Source organism: Acidobacteriota bacterium (genome assembly GCA_038040445.1).
Lineage (GTDB): Bacteria > Acidobacteriota > Blastocatellia > UBA7656 > UBA7656 > Onstottus_A > Onstottus_A frigus.
Map to the genome: position 1 here is coordinate 19,463 of JBBPIG010000022.1, position 15,114 is coordinate 34,576.

General features: G+C 58.0%; 12 protein-coding genes. All 12 read left to right on the forward strand.

What is annotated here, in order from left to right; translation table 11 throughout:
* The first annotated feature begins 143 nt into the window (after positions 1-143).
* The 12 genes from AABO57_21185 to AABO57_21240 all read left to right on the forward strand — a co-directional run bounded on the left by AABO57_21185 (position 144) and on the right by AABO57_21240 (position 15,107).
* Positions 144-1,433, forward strand: a complete 1,290-nt coding sequence (locus tag AABO57_21185) for a tetratricopeptide repeat protein (GenBank protein MEK6288240.1) — start codon at positions 144-146, stop codon at positions 1,431-1,433.
* Positions 1,430-2,857 (forward strand): O-antigen ligase family protein, encoded by a 1,428-nt coding sequence (locus AABO57_21190; protein ID MEK6288241.1) that lies wholly within the window; start codon positions 1,430-1,432, stop codon positions 2,855-2,857. Before AABO57_21185 ends, AABO57_21190 begins: the two co-directional genes overlap by 4 nt.
* A complete protein-coding gene (locus AABO57_21195; protein ID MEK6288242.1) occupies positions 2,857-3,951 on the forward strand; it encodes a polysaccharide biosynthesis/export family protein in 1,095 nt (364 codons plus the stop codon). The genes AABO57_21190 and AABO57_21195 overlap by 1 nt, the downstream gene beginning before the upstream one ends.
* Before the next feature lie 65 nt (positions 3,952-4,016).
* Entirely contained in the window at positions 4,017-6,419 is a 2,403-nt protein-coding gene (locus AABO57_21200; protein ID MEK6288243.1) for a polysaccharide biosynthesis tyrosine autokinase, read from the forward strand.
* A 198-nt stretch (positions 6,420-6,617) separates the two neighbouring features.
* Positions 6,618-7,049 carry a DegT/DnrJ/EryC1/StrS family aminotransferase gene (locus AABO57_21205; protein MEK6288244.1) on the forward strand — a complete coding sequence of 144 codons (432 nt, stop codon included), beginning with the start codon at positions 6,618-6,620 and terminating at the stop codon, positions 7,047-7,049.
* 196 nt (positions 7,050-7,245) lie between these two features.
* Positions 7,246-8,712 (forward strand): oligosaccharide flippase family protein, encoded by a 1,467-nt coding sequence (locus AABO57_21210; protein MEK6288245.1) that lies wholly within the window; start codon positions 7,246-7,248, stop codon positions 8,710-8,712.
* Positions 8,713-8,726: 14 nt separating this feature from the next.
* Positions 8,727-9,590: a class I SAM-dependent methyltransferase gene (locus AABO57_21215; protein ID MEK6288246.1), complete on the forward strand. Its 864-nt coding sequence runs from the start codon at positions 8,727-8,729 to the stop codon at positions 9,588-9,590.
* Between the two features lie 29 nt (positions 9,591-9,619).
* The gene (locus AABO57_21220) at positions 9,620-10,933 is read left to right on the forward strand and encodes a glycosyltransferase (GenBank protein ID MEK6288247.1); all 1,314 of its coding nucleotides are present in this window, start codon (positions 9,620-9,622) and stop codon (positions 10,931-10,933) included.
* Between the two features lie 88 nt (positions 10,934-11,021).
* On the forward strand, positions 11,022-11,804 hold the full coding sequence (gene rfbF / locus AABO57_21225) for a glucose-1-phosphate cytidylyltransferase (protein MEK6288248.1): 783 nt from the start codon (positions 11,022-11,024) through the stop codon (positions 11,802-11,804).
* On the forward strand, positions 11,795-12,817 hold the full coding sequence (locus AABO57_21230) for a GDP-mannose 4,6-dehydratase (protein ID MEK6288249.1): 1,023 nt from the start codon (positions 11,795-11,797) through the stop codon (positions 12,815-12,817). The genes rfbF and AABO57_21230 overlap by 10 nt, the downstream gene beginning before the upstream one ends.
* Before the next feature lie 8 nt (positions 12,818-12,825).
* Positions 12,826-13,800 (forward strand): NAD(P)-dependent oxidoreductase, encoded by a 975-nt coding sequence (locus AABO57_21235; protein MEK6288250.1) that lies wholly within the window; start codon positions 12,826-12,828, stop codon positions 13,798-13,800.
* A complete protein-coding gene (locus AABO57_21240) occupies positions 13,785-15,107 on the forward strand; it encodes an FAD-dependent oxidoreductase (protein MEK6288251.1) in 1,323 nt (440 codons plus the stop codon). Before AABO57_21235 ends, AABO57_21240 begins: the two co-directional genes overlap by 16 nt.
* Positions 15,108-15,114: the final 7 nt, after the last annotated feature.

The following is a 15,114-nucleotide window of genomic DNA, read 5'->3' on the forward strand; positions in this document are numbered from 1 at the left end:
AGCGGCACGCAGGGACCAAAAACCTAGTGCGGCGCGGATTGCGTCTTCCCTCCGGGGTTCAAGGTGAGTAGTCACAGGACTGTCCAAATTCGGCGCTTCGATTCAGTGTTGTAACGTCATTCGTCTTCTCGTTCGCAAAATCAGTGATAATAGAAGTCAAGGTAAACAATCTTGCAGCAAGAGCGGTTGCGATGCTTTCGGCTCTGGCTGTATGCGCTCTGTTGATTTTCTCGGCGCTGGTCAACTGCGTCGTAGGGATGCTAACTGACCCGCGGGTGAGTGCGAGCAGAGAGCTCCTGACCGCTGGAATTGCCTATGTCCCGAACTCTGCGCCTCTGAACGCGAGGCTGGCCGAGGCGGAGATGGGAGGCGAGGACCGGGACATCTCGAGCATTCAGAACCGCGCAACACGAGCAGTCAATCTGTCTCCGTGGGATTATCGGAACCGCCTTCTTTTGGCGACGGTGAAAGAGGCCGCGGGAGACCGCGCAGCGGCCGAACAGGCTTTGCAGGAAGCCCTTGCGCTAGCGCCGAACTACACCGAGGTTCGCTGGCGACTTGCGAATCTGCTACTCAGAGAAGGAAAACTTGCGAAGGCAGTTGTCGAATTTCGCGCGGCGAACGCTTCGAATTCCGGGCTACTGCCCGGGACGCTCGATCTTTTGTGGCGCGTTTCGGCCGGCAACTTGGTCGCGGTTCAGGCCGTCACTCCAGATGACCCGAAGTCGCGGCTCTTGTTGGCTCAGTTCCTATTGAAGCAGTCGCGCGCGTCCGACGCGATCACGGTTTTTGCCGGTATCGATCGACACTCGCTGGTTGCTTTATCGGAGAGCTCCGCCTTCATAAGCTCGCTCATGTCAGAAGGGCGCATCGAGGAGGCTCGAGGACTGTGGGTGGGATTGGTTAGCGGAACCTACGCGCAGCCCGGACGGCCTTTGCCGGGCATCTGGAACGGGAGTTTTGAATCGGATATCTCGAAGAGCCTCGCACAGTTCGATTGGGCGATCAGTCGCAATGAGTATGCGGCGCCAGGCATAGACTCCAGCGTTTTCCGCACTGGGAGCCGGTCACTCAGGATCGACTTTGCGGGGCGTGACACTGCGCGGCTCGATGGGCAGATCAAACAGACAATCCTATTGCGCCCGGGTGCGCGATATCGCCTTGAGTGTTACGCCAAGACCGACCGCCTCGAGACGCCCGAAGGACCGCGCGTCGTGGTTACAGACAATACTTCATCCACCGAGCTTGCGGCGTCAGATCCACTTCCCGGCGGATCGAATGATTGGCGCCGGATCGCCATCGATTTCACTGCGCCCGCAAACGCCCGCGCCGCCACCATGGCTATCAAGCGCATCCCGAAATTCAGCTACGATAACCCAACACGAGGCACTGCCTGGTTCGACGACTTCGTGTTGACTGAACTGGTTAAATGAACGCAGCCCACGAAACCACCAACGACCGCCTGAGCAAGGCAATCGGAGCAGGCCTTTTGATCGCGGTCGTCTTTGCGGCGCTTGCTCACGGTGCGGTCGAGCCCTGGTCGGTACTGGTCTTCGAAGGCATGATCGTTGCGCTTTTGGTGATCTGGTTAATCAAGGTCCTGGTCGATAGGCGTCTAAAGCTTAATATCCCGCACACGGCCGTGCCGATCGCAGCGCTCGTAGCAGTGGGGCTCTTGCAGAGCGTGGCATTCACTGATGGCGGCGGCCGCTGGCTTAGCTTGTCAAAGAACGTAGGATACACTCGCGCGGCGGTGACGGTGCTGATCTTCCTGTTGATTTCCTTCCTCATCGCTTCGAATTTCTTTTCAACCCGCGAGCGGTTGTCGGCGCTGAAACACTTTCTCGTCATATACGGATTGGGGATGGCACTTTTCGCGCTCGTGCAGCACTTCACTTGGAACGGTCGTTTCTACTGGCTGCGGCCGACCGAGGCCACTTCGGCGTTTGGACCTTTTGCGAACCACAATCACTTTGCCGGTTATATGGAGTTGTTGATCCCGCTTCCAATCGCACTGATAATCACCCGCGCGGTTCGCACAGAGCTGCGAGTCCTTTACGGGTTCGCTGCGATGATGATGGGGGTGGCTGCCGTCTTGTCACTGTCGCGCGGCGGGATCATCAGCATTGTTGCGTCGATGATGTTCCTTGTACTAATGAGCGTCCGATCGATCCGGAGACGAGAGAACACCACCGGTACGAGACGAGTCCCGCAAGTAGCCTCTCAGATAGCGGTTGTAGTTGCGATATTAGTAGTGATCTCCGCTGGCGTCTTCTGGATCGGCGCCGATCCAGTCATCAATCGGGTGACGCAAAGTCAGCCCCTCAGCGGCGCCTCGCAGAGGGAGACTTTCTTCTCGAGCCGGGGTTGGGTATGGCGGGACACGGCGACGATGATTCGCTCCAATCCTCTGCTGGGGGTTGGTCTCGGTGCGTACGAGACGGCGTTTTCGATTTACACCAAGAGCGACGGCTCGCTAAGAGTTCCGCAGGCGCATAACGACTATCTGCAAATCGTGGCCGACTGCGGCATCGTTGGCGGGCTGATCGCTCTCTGGTTTATGGTGTCTGTGTTTCGCGCAGTCGCCAGGGGAATCAGCTCTCAAGACCCGCTCTATGCGGGCTTGGCGCTAGGCAGCGGAGCTGGCCTCTTCGGCTTGCTCGTTCACAGTCTGTTTGACTTCAATTTACAACTGCCTTCAAACGCTTTACTATTTTTACTGCTCTCGGCTGTCGCGACCCACATAGGGACCGCAGTCGGTGACAAAAAGAGAGCGAGGCCACTGGCTCCGGTTCGAAACCGGGTGCCGCTCGAGACCGAGAATGTCTCGTCTGCCAGTCTTGTGAGGGGTGCATAATGAACTCAACTACATCAGCGGAACAGGTGTCGAAGACGATGAGGGCTATTGCTCTAATGATCATCGCTTCTTGTACTGCGGTTGCCGGGGGACTACAAACAAACCGCAATCAGTCTACCGGGGTCTCCCCCAGTGGCTCAGTGGCGCAACCCGCAGGACGCGGATCAACTGCCGTGCTGGTCTCGCCGGAAGAAGACTACCGCATCGGTCCAAATGATGTGATCGACATCAGGGTTGAGAATGCTCCAGAACTAACCCAAACGTTTCGAGTGACCGCTGCTGGCACCTTCCTGATGCCGTACGTCGGCCGGGTCAGCGCTGCGAAGAAAACGACTGAGGAACTCGCGCTGCTGATCGCTGACGGCCTGCGCGGCGATTATCTCAAAGACCCGCGGGTTAGCGTGTCAGTAAAGGAATTCAACAGCCGCTCTTTCTTCATCCAGGGCTCGGTGAGAAGCCCGGGTGTTTTTCAGATCGAAGGAAGGCCGTCTATGCTCGAGCTGCTCACACTAGCCGGCGGTTTGACCGAAACTCACGGCGCGAACGCATACATCATTCGAAGGCTAAAAACGCCTGCGCAGAATGAGCCTGACCCTAACGTCTCAAAGACAGTCTCTGGAAACGAGGCCAACGGCGAGCCGGAGGCGGCGCTCGAGGAGAGACCCAAGTACGAGCTCAAAAGCGCGAACATCAATGGGCTGCTTAAGGGCCGCTTTGATCAAGACGTATTGCTGGAGCCGGGGGACATCATCAACATACCCCCTTCCGATGTCTTCTTCGTTGCGGGCGAAGTAAACGCCCCGGGCTCGTTCGCGCTCAAAGAAGGTACGACGTTGCAACAAGCCATATCGCTCGCGCAGGGTACGAACTACAAGGCCGCCTTAAACCGCGGCATCATATTTCGAGAGAATTCGAGCGGCAAGCGTGAGGAGTTGCGCGTTGATATCGGCGCAATCATGAGCGGCAAGAAAGAAGACGTTGAAATTTCCGCCAATGACATCATCATGGTGCCAAATAGCCGGACCAAATCGATCGGTGGAGCGCTGCTTAGAGCCTTCGGCATGAACTCAATCACCCGGCTGCCGATCCCGTGACATGTATCAACCTGCTTGGTCTTTTAAGGAGCACCACCCCCGGTGACTCTATTGGAGAACAGTCTATGACGGACGAACGTTTGGAACTTGAGAAAATCCCCACGCCGGACGATGCTCCCTTACTCCGGCCGGGATACCCTCATCTCGGGGCCTATCCTGATGCCACGCCGTATGGTTACGGGTATGGATACGGGGAAGCTGATGAGCGAGCATACATAGGGCGGATGTGGCGCGCCATCAAAAAGCGCAAACTTGTGATCATCGTCATTGCCATAATCGTCACAGCCGTTGTTACGGTCGAGGTGTATCGCACGAAGTCCACCTACCAGGCTTCGACGACGATCGAAATCGCAAAGGACAGCCGCACACTGTTCAGAAGCGGTGACATGATTTTGCAAACCGACGACGGAGACGATATCTACTACGCACAGTCGGCATTGAAAACTCGGATCCGCCAACTCCAAAGCCGGCCGCTGCTCGAGGACGTAGTCGTAAACCTGAAGCTCGATCAGAACCCCAACCTAATGGACGTAACAACTCGCAAGTCGATCCTTGAGTCGATTAAGACCATTGGAGGACGGCTCGGTTCGCAGGAGAGCTGGACTCCGCCCACTGTGCAGGAAACCCCGGCCGTGACTTCTCCAACTGATCGTACCCGCGAGGAGAGCGCGCACCTCGCTCCCTACGTCAACGTGCTAGCGGCCAACCTCACCGCCGAACCACTGCCCGACACGCGGATGCTCGTCGTCTCGTTCAGCCATACCGATCCGGTGCTGGCAGCCGATATCGTCGACAACATCGCACAGGTCTTCATTAAACGGAGCTATGAGAGCAAAACCGAAAAATACACCAACGCTTCAGAATGGCTTGATAAGTCCACGCGTGAACTCAAAGCCAGCGTCGAGCGGGCCGAAAGAGAACTGGCCGACTACAGCAGCGGTCATAATATCTATTCGGCGGACGCCAGGGAGAACCTGGCGGTCGAAAAGCTGACCAAGCTCCACGGCGAAGCCACCAGGACCCAAACGGAGCGAATGCTGAAACAGTCGCTATATGAGGAGGTCAAAGCCGGGCGCGTGTCGCAGCTTCCGGAATCATTCTCAGATCCGAGGACAACCGAGCTCCAGAAGAGGCTGGGCGAACTGAAGGTCCAGCTTTCGCAGCTCGAGATTACCTACGGACCCAAACATCCCAAGGTGGTTGCGGCAAAAGAGGAAATGGCCGCGATTCAAACGCAGATCGATGACAGCAGATCGTCGCTTCAGGAAAGGCTAAAGGCCGATTACGAGCGGGCGGTGCGAGACGAAGGGTCGCTCGGGACCGCGCTGGCTGTTGCGAAGGCCGAAGCAGCCCAGCAAAACCAGGCCGCGATTCAGTTCAATATCCTCAAAAAGAATGTCGAGATCGCCAACTCCTTATATACCGAATTCCTGCAGAAGATGAATCAAGCCAAGATTCAGGAGCACGAGCAACACAGCGGTGTGAAGATGATCGACCCGCCGCAAGTACCTACGTCTCCGGTGGCTCCCAATCGCCCGCGCACGATACTAATTGGGTTTATGGTGAGTCTGCTCGCGGGTGTGGGATTAGTCTTTTTCCTCGAATACCTGGACAATACCGTCAAGACCGTCGAGGACGTTAGCCGTTACACCCAACTTCCGGCGCTCAGCGTCATACCGGCGATTTCCGGACGCAAGCCGCGTCTACTGACCAGCGGCAGCAACGGAAAGAAGAAGAGTACAGCGGGTCTTGGAAATGGGGGACACATCAGGACGGATCAAATGAGCGTACTCGACAGCCGGTCGTCGGTGGCTGAGGCGTATCGCGTGCTCCGGACCTCGGTGCTGCTGTCTTCGGTGGACCGGCCGCCAAAGACGATATTGATTACAAGCGGACAGCCGGGCGAGGGCAAAACGACCACGGTTGTCAACACGGCGATCTCGCTTGCGCAACTGGGAGCATCGGTGTTGATCATTGATTGCGATCTTCGAAAGCCATCTACCCATAAGGTGCTGGGCGTCGATCAGTCGCGCGGGTTGTCGACGTACCTGTCCCGCGATGTGGACATCAACGACGTAATCCAGAAGCTGCCTATCGCGAACCTGTCGTTGCTACCGTGCGGCCCGATACCTCCGAACCCGTCAGAGATGATCAGCTCGGCGAAGATGAAACAGATGCTGCAGACGCTATCCGAGACCTACGATCACATCATCATCGACTCGCCGCCGCTGCTGAAGGTCACCGACCCGGTTATCTTGTCAACTATGGTAGACGGGGTGATCCTTGTCGTGCACGGAGGCAAGAGCACGCGGGACGTTGTGCGCCGAACGCGGCAAGAATTGTCGATTGCCGGCGCGAGGATCTTCGGCGTAGTTCTGAACAACATCGATGCTGGTGAGGAAGGTTATGACAACTATTATTACGGGGCTTATTCCGATTATGAGGAGAGCGCCGGAACGAGCACTTGATTTGAGCAGTCGGACGAGAGTAGTCACAAGCGAGTTTGCCTGGCAGCCCTTGGGAAGTGGCGGGATCTGGCAAAGCACAGAAGTACGTCGGCGAGGATGAGGATAACTTCAACTCGAGCTTCGACCCTTCACAGTCTTCCATAATCTGGAGAAAGTAATCCGATGCCTAATTTCCGGCTCGACGCGATGTAGGCAGCGGTGCTGCGAGTAAAGCTCCGACACCTTGATCAATGGACCGAAGCAAGGCAGCGAAACGCGGCGGTGTATCGGGACCTGTTCGGCGAAGCCGGCTTGGCCGTGACTCTCGACGAATTCTCGGGCGGCTCACCTGGGGTGGTGTTGCCGTTCGAGTCGCCGAATGTACGTCACATCTATAATCAGTTTGTGATCAGGAGCCAGCGCCGAGACGAGTTGATAAAGCATTTGAAGGAGCGTCAGATCGGTACTGAGATTTATTATCCCGTGCCGATGCACTTACAGGAATGCTTCGCGGACCTGGGCTATGGAGAGGGCGATTTCCTCGCCAGCGAGTCGGCCGCCGATCAAACGCTGGCGCTTCCTATCTATCCGGAGTTGACCTACGGGATGTTGTCAGCAGTTGCCGACGCGATAACCGAGTTTTACGCGTAGGTGTGAACGGTTAGCCAGCAAGCATGCTTTCAACTCTCGACAACCAACATTCGACCGCTGATTGCCGATCGCTAGTTTAAGAATCACGGGCCGCTGAGCAAACTGGCTGCTAATGGAAAAATCACTTCCCGCTCCTGGTGCACCCACACAAGCACAACCAACCCAGCCGCTCCGTTATGTTGCTGCGAGCGCAGCAATGGCGTCCGGAACTGCTGAGGTCGTCACGCGCGTCCTCACAGTAGTGCTGGCGATCGTGACCGCGCGCGTGCTGGAACCTGTCGAGGTGGGATTGCTCGGCCTGGCGGTCATAGTTATTGGCGTCGTCTCGATGCTGGGCTTTTATCCCGAGACGGCGGCGGTTGCGGCGCGCGGCGAAGAAAGCGAAGGCAAGTACGCGCTTGCGGCTACTGCAATTCGGGCGGCTCTGTTGGCGTCGTTGTTTGCGATTACGTGGCTCGCCTTCTCAGCGATCTCCCGTTATCTCACAGGGAAAGACGACGCGGCTGGTCCTCTCCGCGATTTGTTGCTCGTACTTGCCTGGATGCCCGTGTTTGAGTTGTTGAGCGGCTATGCCCAGGTGGTGATGCAGAGGCGGCTCGAATTGAACCTCCTCGCGCGGCTTCAGATCCTGCAACCGGTTCTCTTTGTCGGATCAGCCCTGGCGCTGTTGATAACCGGGTACGGCTATATCGGCGTGGCGTGGGCTAACATTGCCAGCAGCGCAGCAATAACTCTGCTGCTGTGGTGGCGATTGCTCTCAACCGGATCGGCCGCATGGCCTGGCTGGCCTTCGAAGAGGATATGGACCGAAACCATACGGGGCACCATGAAGGTGCTCATTGGCGGGTTCGGCGGTTATCTTGGCGGACGAGTCGATAACCTGTTGGTGGCCGGCTCAATCGGGCCGGCGGCGATGAGCTTTTACTCGATGGCGTGGAATGCCTCACGCACGCCTGCCAACGTCTTCGCGAGGGCGATCAACTTTGTTTTGGTACCGGCCCTGGCCCGAATTCAGGATGACCCGTCGCGGGTGCAACGTGCGCTGCGGGAATGTCTGCGCACTTCATACCTACTCCTGGCGCCCGCTTGCGCGATTCTATTCGTGACGGCCCCCGTGCTCGTTACGTATCTGATTGGTCCCAAGTGGCTCCCGCTGGTTCCGGCGCTGCGGGTCATGTGCTTCACGGTGCTGGCGGTGCCGATTCTGTTTGCGTGCGGAGCACTGTTGGTAGGGACCGGAAGAGCGCATCTTGTTGGGATCGCGACAGGCGTACAGCTAGCGACGCTTTTCATAGCTATCCCGCCGCTGTCGGGCCGCTGGGGTGTTGTTGGTGCGGCTTACGCGGACAGCGTCGCGGTATTTCTCCTGACTCTAACGCTGGTCATAACCGCGCGGTTCGCTACCCGGCAAGTCGGTTTCCGGGTTCTTAAGTCGGCCGCTGTGCCGCTAGTGGCGGCAGTGAGTTCGGGTGGCCTCGCATTCCTCCTAACGAGTTCGATCCAGTCGGGTGCGGTGCGGCTTTCAGCAGGAGTCTGTGTCACTTCGCTCGGATACGTGCTGATCGTGGCGCTTCTGGGCGGTCGAGCTGGACTGCTCGACCTGGCAGATATGGTGCGTACAGTGGTTCGACGGTCCCCGATCCCCGCTGCGTCGCAAATGTGAAAGGAGTCAATCGGATGTCTGCCGTTATTGCCGGCAATGTCTCTGAATACAATCTGGCGTTAGCTGAGCGCATAGTACCGCTCGTCGCTGAGTTCTTCCATTTGACCGAGCGCGAGGTCTGGGAACGAATTGACCACGAGTTGCAAAGCCCGGGCTCAACTGTTGCGGATGCTTGGAGGTTGGCAAAACCCAAGAGTCCAGATGAGGTTATGCGCTTCTATGGCGAGACCGACAGTTATGTGTATGATCTTGTCGTCGACCATTGCCACGCTCGACGTCGTGGAGCCTGGAGTGCGTTAATGGCGCGCATTGAGCGACTCGGCTCGCCCCGGAGCGTTCTGTTATACGGGGATGGCATCGGCAGTGACTCAATTGCGCTTGCACGATGTGGTCATCGAGTAACCTATTTCGACGTCCCTGGCATTACCTCCGCTTTTGCCCGATTCCGGTTTGAACGGGAGAACCCGGCGAATCTCATTGCAGTGATTGAAGCAGAAGCTGACATCCCCGCCTGGACCTTCGACGTCGCCGTGTGCATCGAAGTGCTTGAGCACGTTCCGGATCCGCCGGCTGTAATGAGAGCCCTCCATCGTGCCCTGAGACCCGGGGGCATAGCCTTGATCACTGAAAGCTTCGAGAGCGTAGGTGACGAGTTCCCGTCACACTTGCCCGAAAACTTTCGATATGCGGGGCGGACACACCAGCTAATGGAGGGGATTGGTTTTGCAAACACCTACTACAACACTGATCCTGTGAATCGGCCGATGGAATTTACAAAGGTCGGCGGCGACGTCTCTGGAGCTCTGCTCAAGATAAAGGGAAAACTACGCCGCGCCGTTGAATCGCGATGGCGGCGCGTTAGTCGAGTTACGGGCTAGTGGTGGCACTGATCAGTAGCAGTTTGAAGTTGCGCATCTGGCAAGTCGCCGAAACGTACCCTCCCGGCTACGGTGGAGGCGCGGCCATCTACATCCAGGACGTTTCCCGAGCGCTGGCCCAGCGCGGTCACGATGTCCGAGTTCTTTGCACCGAGAACTCAGACAATAAGCCTTACAGCGTTCGCACAGATTATGATGGAGCGGTTCGCGTCGATCGAGTTAACCTGCCGTATTTTAAGACGCGCGACCCGGATGGATGGCAACTGGGACTCGCGGGTTGGCGCGGCCACGAGCGCCGGATCAGCGGGGTTGTTAGCAGTTTGTTGGCCGACTGGAGACCGGACATCGTGCATTACAGCACAGCGCGTCCGCTCGGCGAAGAGTGCCTGATTACGATCCACCGAGAAGGCGTGCCAATTGTGGGCTTCGTGCACGAAGCGTGGTTGATTTGTACGCGACTCATGCTTTTGAGATCGCCGACGTCGGAGCCTTGCCCCGGCCCGCGGCCGCTTCGATGCGCTGAATGCATGTATAGTCACTACGACGGCAGCCACGCTCGCGCTATGGTGAAGCTGCCCTGGCGCCTGCTCAAACTCGGGGTCTATCCGGCCTACCGGATCTGGCGCCGGTCACGTGCGAGGAAGTGTCTGAGCGGGGCTCTCGGCTACTCCCATTTCATGATAGGCATGCACCAGCCGCGTATCAGTGGTCAGGTGGAGTACGTACCTCTGGGGATCAACCTGTCTGGTCGCTGCCCTGGTTCGCCCTCTCGGCCGAGGACTCCTCTCCGATTCGGATTCCTGGCAGGTTTCCAACAGACCAAGGGGATCTTACACGTGCTCGAAGCGGCTGCTTCACTCAAGAGAGCAGGTCTCAGCTTCGAACTGCACGTTTGGGGTCCGAACCTCGACAACGGACTCGAGCAAGTCGCTAAGCACGGGCTTGAGGACCGAGTCTTCCTTCGAGGGATGTACGCGCCTGACGAGCTTTGGAATGTCTACTCGGAGATCGACGTTGCGTTGATGGCAACGACTGTGTGCGAACCACTCGGTCGCATTCCGCTCGAGGCCGCTGCGGCGGGGGCTACAACCATCGCGCCCGCAATCGGCGGGATCACCGAAACGATCCGGGACGGAGTGGACGGACTGTTGTACGAGTTCCGCGACCCGAGCGAACTCGAGCGCCAGATGCGCCGCGTGCTGGAAGAGCCCGGACTGGTGCGCCGACTTATGGATAACTTGCGTCCCGTGCTGGATACGCGAGACAGAGTCGGAGCTGTCGAGCAGTTCTATTTTCAGGTACTGGGGATCAGGAGTGAGTCCCTTGCCGCTGTTACGATTTGACAGGTCAGCAATCAGCCTCCGGGTATTCCACGGTCCCGAAGGGCAACACCGGGATCAGCCGCAGTAACGCCCCGGGAAGGAACCAGGAATGAAAGTAGTGATCCTCTGCGGAGGTCAGGGTACTCGTCTCCGTGAAGAAACTGAAGTCCGGCCAAAACCGATGGTCGAAATCGGTAGCCGCCCGATCCTTTGGCACATAATGAAGCTCTACGCTCATCACGGACTCAACGAGTTCGTGCTATGTCTGGGATACAAGGGTTACATCATCAAAGACTTCTTCCTGAACTACGAAGCGCGGATGAAAGACGTCACCGTGCGGCTGGGCAATCTTCCGGCCGTCAAGTTTCACAACGGCCACGACGAGGACGGATGGACGGTGACGCTTGCGGAGACGGGAGACGCGGCGATGACCGGCGCCCGCCTTCACCGGGTGCGCCGGTATGTGGATCGCGGGCCCTTCTGCCTGACCTACGGTGACGGGCTGGGTGATGTGAACATCACTGAGTTGCTTCGGTTCCATCGCTCGCACGGCAAGCTTGGCACAGTGACCGGCGTGCGTCCGCCGGGCCGGTTCGGCGAACTGGAGCTTAAGGACGGCAAGGTGGAGGCCTTCGCCGAAAAACCACAGGCGACCGAAGGATGCATCAACGGCGGCTTCTTTGTTTTCGAGCCCGAGTTCGTCGATCGTTATCTCGAGGACCGAGATGACCTAACGCTCGAAAGCGAGCCGCTTCAACGGCTGGCAGCCGATGGTGAGTTGATGGTCTATCGGCATGACGGCTTCTGGCAGCCGATGGATACCTATCGAGAATGGAAGCTGCTGCAAGATATGTGGGACACAGGCCGAGCGCCCTGGAAGGTATGGGAGTGAGCAACGAAACGAAAACATTCTGGCGAGAGCGACCGGTCCTGGTTACTGGATCTACTGGCCTGCTTGGGAGCTGGCTGACAAAAGCCCTGATTGAGCGCGGGGCTTTTGTCGTCGCGCTCATACGCGATTGGGTGCCCGAGAACGAGTTGTTTCGCTCCGGTATGCTCGAACGAGTCTGCGTGGTGCGCGGAGATATTTGCGATCGTGACACAGTCGAGCGCGCGCTGGGCGAGTACGAGATCGACACAGTGTTTCACCTCGCGGCGCAAACAATAGTCGGCATCGCCAACCGGAACCCCATCAGCACGTTCGAGTCGAATATAGGCGGAACGTGGTCCGTGCTCGAAGCCTGCCGGCGCGCGCCCACCGTTCAACAGATCATTGTAGCTTCTTCCGACAAGGCGTACGGCAGTCACGAGCGATTACCTTACTCCGAAGACGCTGCGCTCCAGGGAAGGCATCCCTACGACGTTAGCAAGTCGTGCGCGGACCTGATCGCCCAAAGCTACGCGACGACCTTCGGCTTGCCGGTCTGCGTCACGCGGTGTGGAAACCTTTACGGCGGCGGCGATTTGAACTGGAATCGAATAGTGCCGGGCACGATAAGATCGGCATTGCACGGCGAGCGCCCGGTGATTCGCAGTGATGGTAGCTTCATTCGCGATTACTTTTATGTAGAAGACGGGGCGCTTGCTTACTTGATGCTGGCGGAACAACTGGCAGCGCGCCGCGAGCTTGGAGGCGAGGCGTTCAACTTCAGCAATGAGATTCAGGTGACGGTGCTCGAGCTGGCTCAAATGGTTCTGCGTTTGATCGGGCGTGAAGACCTCGAGCTGGACGTCCGAGGTGAAGCAAGCAACGAGATCACGCATCAATACCTCGACGCTACAAAAGCCCGCGCCTCGCTCGGGTGGCAGCCTCGCTACACCCTCGAAGAAGGCGTCACTCGAACTATCCTGTGGTATCGCGATTTTCTGAGAACGCAGGCGTCTCGCCCGCAGACGTTCCGATGACGTGACCGATGTCAGATTTATCCTGTCTTGAAAACGTAGCCGTAACGGGAGCAACCGGCTTCATCGGGGGCCACCTGGTGTGGGCGCTTGTCGCCGCGGGCTGCCGCCCGACGCTCGTGACTCGCTCCCGGAACCACGATGGTTATCTAGAGGAGTTCGGTGAAGAGATCCGATGGGCTGAGGTGAATCTCAGTGAAGCCAACAGCGTCCGAGAGTTTCTCCGGCTCCAGAAGCCCAGAGTTTTAGTTCACCTCGCGGGGACGCGAGGGCGCACCGATGCACGTGGTTCGGCGGCCGCCTGTGAGGAGTTGAACTTTCGCGTGACAGTAGACCTGCTGCGAGCGGCGATGACGGCCGAAGTCCATAGGATTGTGATTCTTGGCACCGCCGAGGAGTATGGAAATCAACCCGGGCCCCAGCATGAAGCGCTTCCTTCGCTAGCCACATCGCCTTATGGGGTTTCCAAGGCCAGGGCAACCGAGCAGGCGATGAAAATTCACGCGGAGGCCGGCTGTCCGGTCGTGGTCGTCAGGCCTTTCAGCGTATACGGGCCCGGCCAGCCGAGCGATATGTTCATCGCTGAAGCCGTGGATGCCGCCGTTCGCAACGTCGAATTCCGAATGTCGCACGGAGAGCAAAAGCGTGATCTGATCTTCGTCGAGGACGTAGTGCGAGGTCTTCTCGCCGCCGCCAGCGCGCCCGGAATCGAAGGAAGCGTTATTAATCTAGGCACAGGTGAGGCTCATAGCTTGCGCGACGTGGCGGAGCTTATCTGGAGGATGGCGGGCGCTAATGCGCCGCTTCTCATCGGCGCTCGTCACGCACCCGAAGAGGAGCTTTACGACACCTGGGCAGAAATAACTTTGGCGCGACGGCTGCTCGGATGGGAGCCCAGTGTTGGTTTGAATAAGGGGCTTGAACGAACTATCGATTTCGCGCGCACTCGCCTGGGAGTCAGGGCACAAAGATGTCAAGTGATGTGATTGTTCTGGGAGCGGGGCTTGCTGGCCTCAGCGCAGCCTATCATCTCGGCGGAGAGTGCGAGGTCTTCGAAAGGGAGGACTATCTTGGTGGCCACTGCCGCACCAAGAGCGTGGACGGATTCAATTTTGATGAAGGGGCTCACGTCTTTTTTGGCAAAGACGACTGCTCGCGTGAGTTCGTTTGGGAGCCGCTCGGTGATGAGATGATCGCCCATCGCGCGGAGATTTGGAACAACTACGACACGACGCGTTATGGCCGCTACCCTGTTCAAGCGAATGCCAACGCTTTGCCGCCTGAGCTGGCCACCAGGTGCGTGATGGATTTCGTCGAGGCCAGCCGGCAGCTTGAGCCGGAAGTTCGCACCTACGAGGAGTGGTGCTACGCATCTTTCGGGAAAACCTTCGCGGACGAGTTCATGCTGCGCTACGCACGCAAAGTCTGGACTGTCGAACCGCGTGAGATGAACACCGAATGGTTGGGCTCCAAGGTAGGAGGGCGAATCTCGAGGCCGTCGATGGAGCAAGTCATTCGAGGAGTGATCGATCCCAATCCACAAGAGTTGAATTACCTTACCGATTTTTCATATCCCGCGAGCGGCGGCTTCGGACGGATTATCGATCCTGTCGCATCCGGCGCCACACGGGTTCGACTCGGGTGCGGTGTGACGCGGATCGAGACGGATGCGCGACGGATTACCTTTGCGGATGGGACCGAGCGAAACTACACGGCGGCGATCTCGACAATCCCGCTGCCAACGCTTGTGCGTCTAGCCGCTGACGCTCCCGCGGAGGTGCGTGCTGCTGCCGAACGCTTGATGTGGACCTCAGTTCGTTGCGTGAATCTCGGCATAGCGCGGCCGGATGTTGGGCCTGGGCACTGGGTTTATTTCTACGATCACGACGTTCCGTTCTTTCGCGTGAGCTTTCCCTCTAAGTTCGCGCCTGACAACGCGCCGCCGGGACATAGCTCGATCTCCTGCGAAATCGCTTATTCTCGCCGGAAGCCGCTTAACGAAGACCGGCTGGTGGAACGCGTTGTTGAATCGCTCAGGCGCACCGGTATTCTCGAGGACTCGGACCGCATTGTAGTCGCCGATCAGATAAACATTCCCTACGCGTACGTCGTGTTCGATTTCAATCGCGAGCCCAGCCTACGCACAATCCACACGTGGATGGAGAGCGTTGGACTCTACGCGTGCGGACGTTTTGGAGAGTGGGGATACCACTGGAGCTTCGAGGCCATCGAGAGTGGAAGACGAGTGGCAGGCCGTGTGGCCGAGCAACTGGACATCGTCGTGTCGGTTTGAGAAAGCA

What these genes read in the sequence shown, in the direction of transcription:
- AABO57_21190 (MEK6288241.1), top strand. Translation starts at nt 1,430, where the DNA reads ATGAACGCAGCCCACGAAACCACCAACGACCGCCTGAGCAAGGCAATC.
- AABO57_21195 (MEK6288242.1), top strand. Translation starts at nt 2,857, where the DNA reads ATGAACTCAACTACATCAGCGGAACAGGTGTCGAAGACGATGAGGGCT.
- AABO57_21200 (MEK6288243.1), top strand. Translation starts at nt 4,017, where the DNA reads ATGACGGACGAACGTTTGGAACTTGAGAAAATCCCCACGCCGGACGAT.
- AABO57_21210 (MEK6288245.1), top strand. Translation starts at nt 7,246, where the DNA reads ATGGCGTCCGGAACTGCTGAGGTCGTCACGCGCGTCCTCACAGTAGTG.
- AABO57_21215 (MEK6288246.1), top strand. Translation starts at nt 8,727, where the DNA reads ATGTCTGCCGTTATTGCCGGCAATGTCTCTGAATACAATCTGGCGTTA.
- rfbF (MEK6288248.1), top strand. Translation starts at nt 11,022, where the DNA reads ATGAAAGTAGTGATCCTCTGCGGAGGTCAGGGTACTCGTCTCCGTGAA.
- AABO57_21230 (MEK6288249.1), top strand. Translation starts at nt 11,795, where the DNA reads ATGGGAGTGAGCAACGAAACGAAAACATTCTGGCGAGAGCGACCGGTC.
- AABO57_21235 (MEK6288250.1), top strand. Translation starts at nt 12,826, where the DNA reads ATGTCAGATTTATCCTGTCTTGAAAACGTAGCCGTAACGGGAGCAACC.
- AABO57_21240 (MEK6288251.1), top strand. Translation starts at nt 13,785, where the DNA reads ATGTCAAGTGATGTGATTGTTCTGGGAGCGGGGCTTGCTGGCCTCAGC.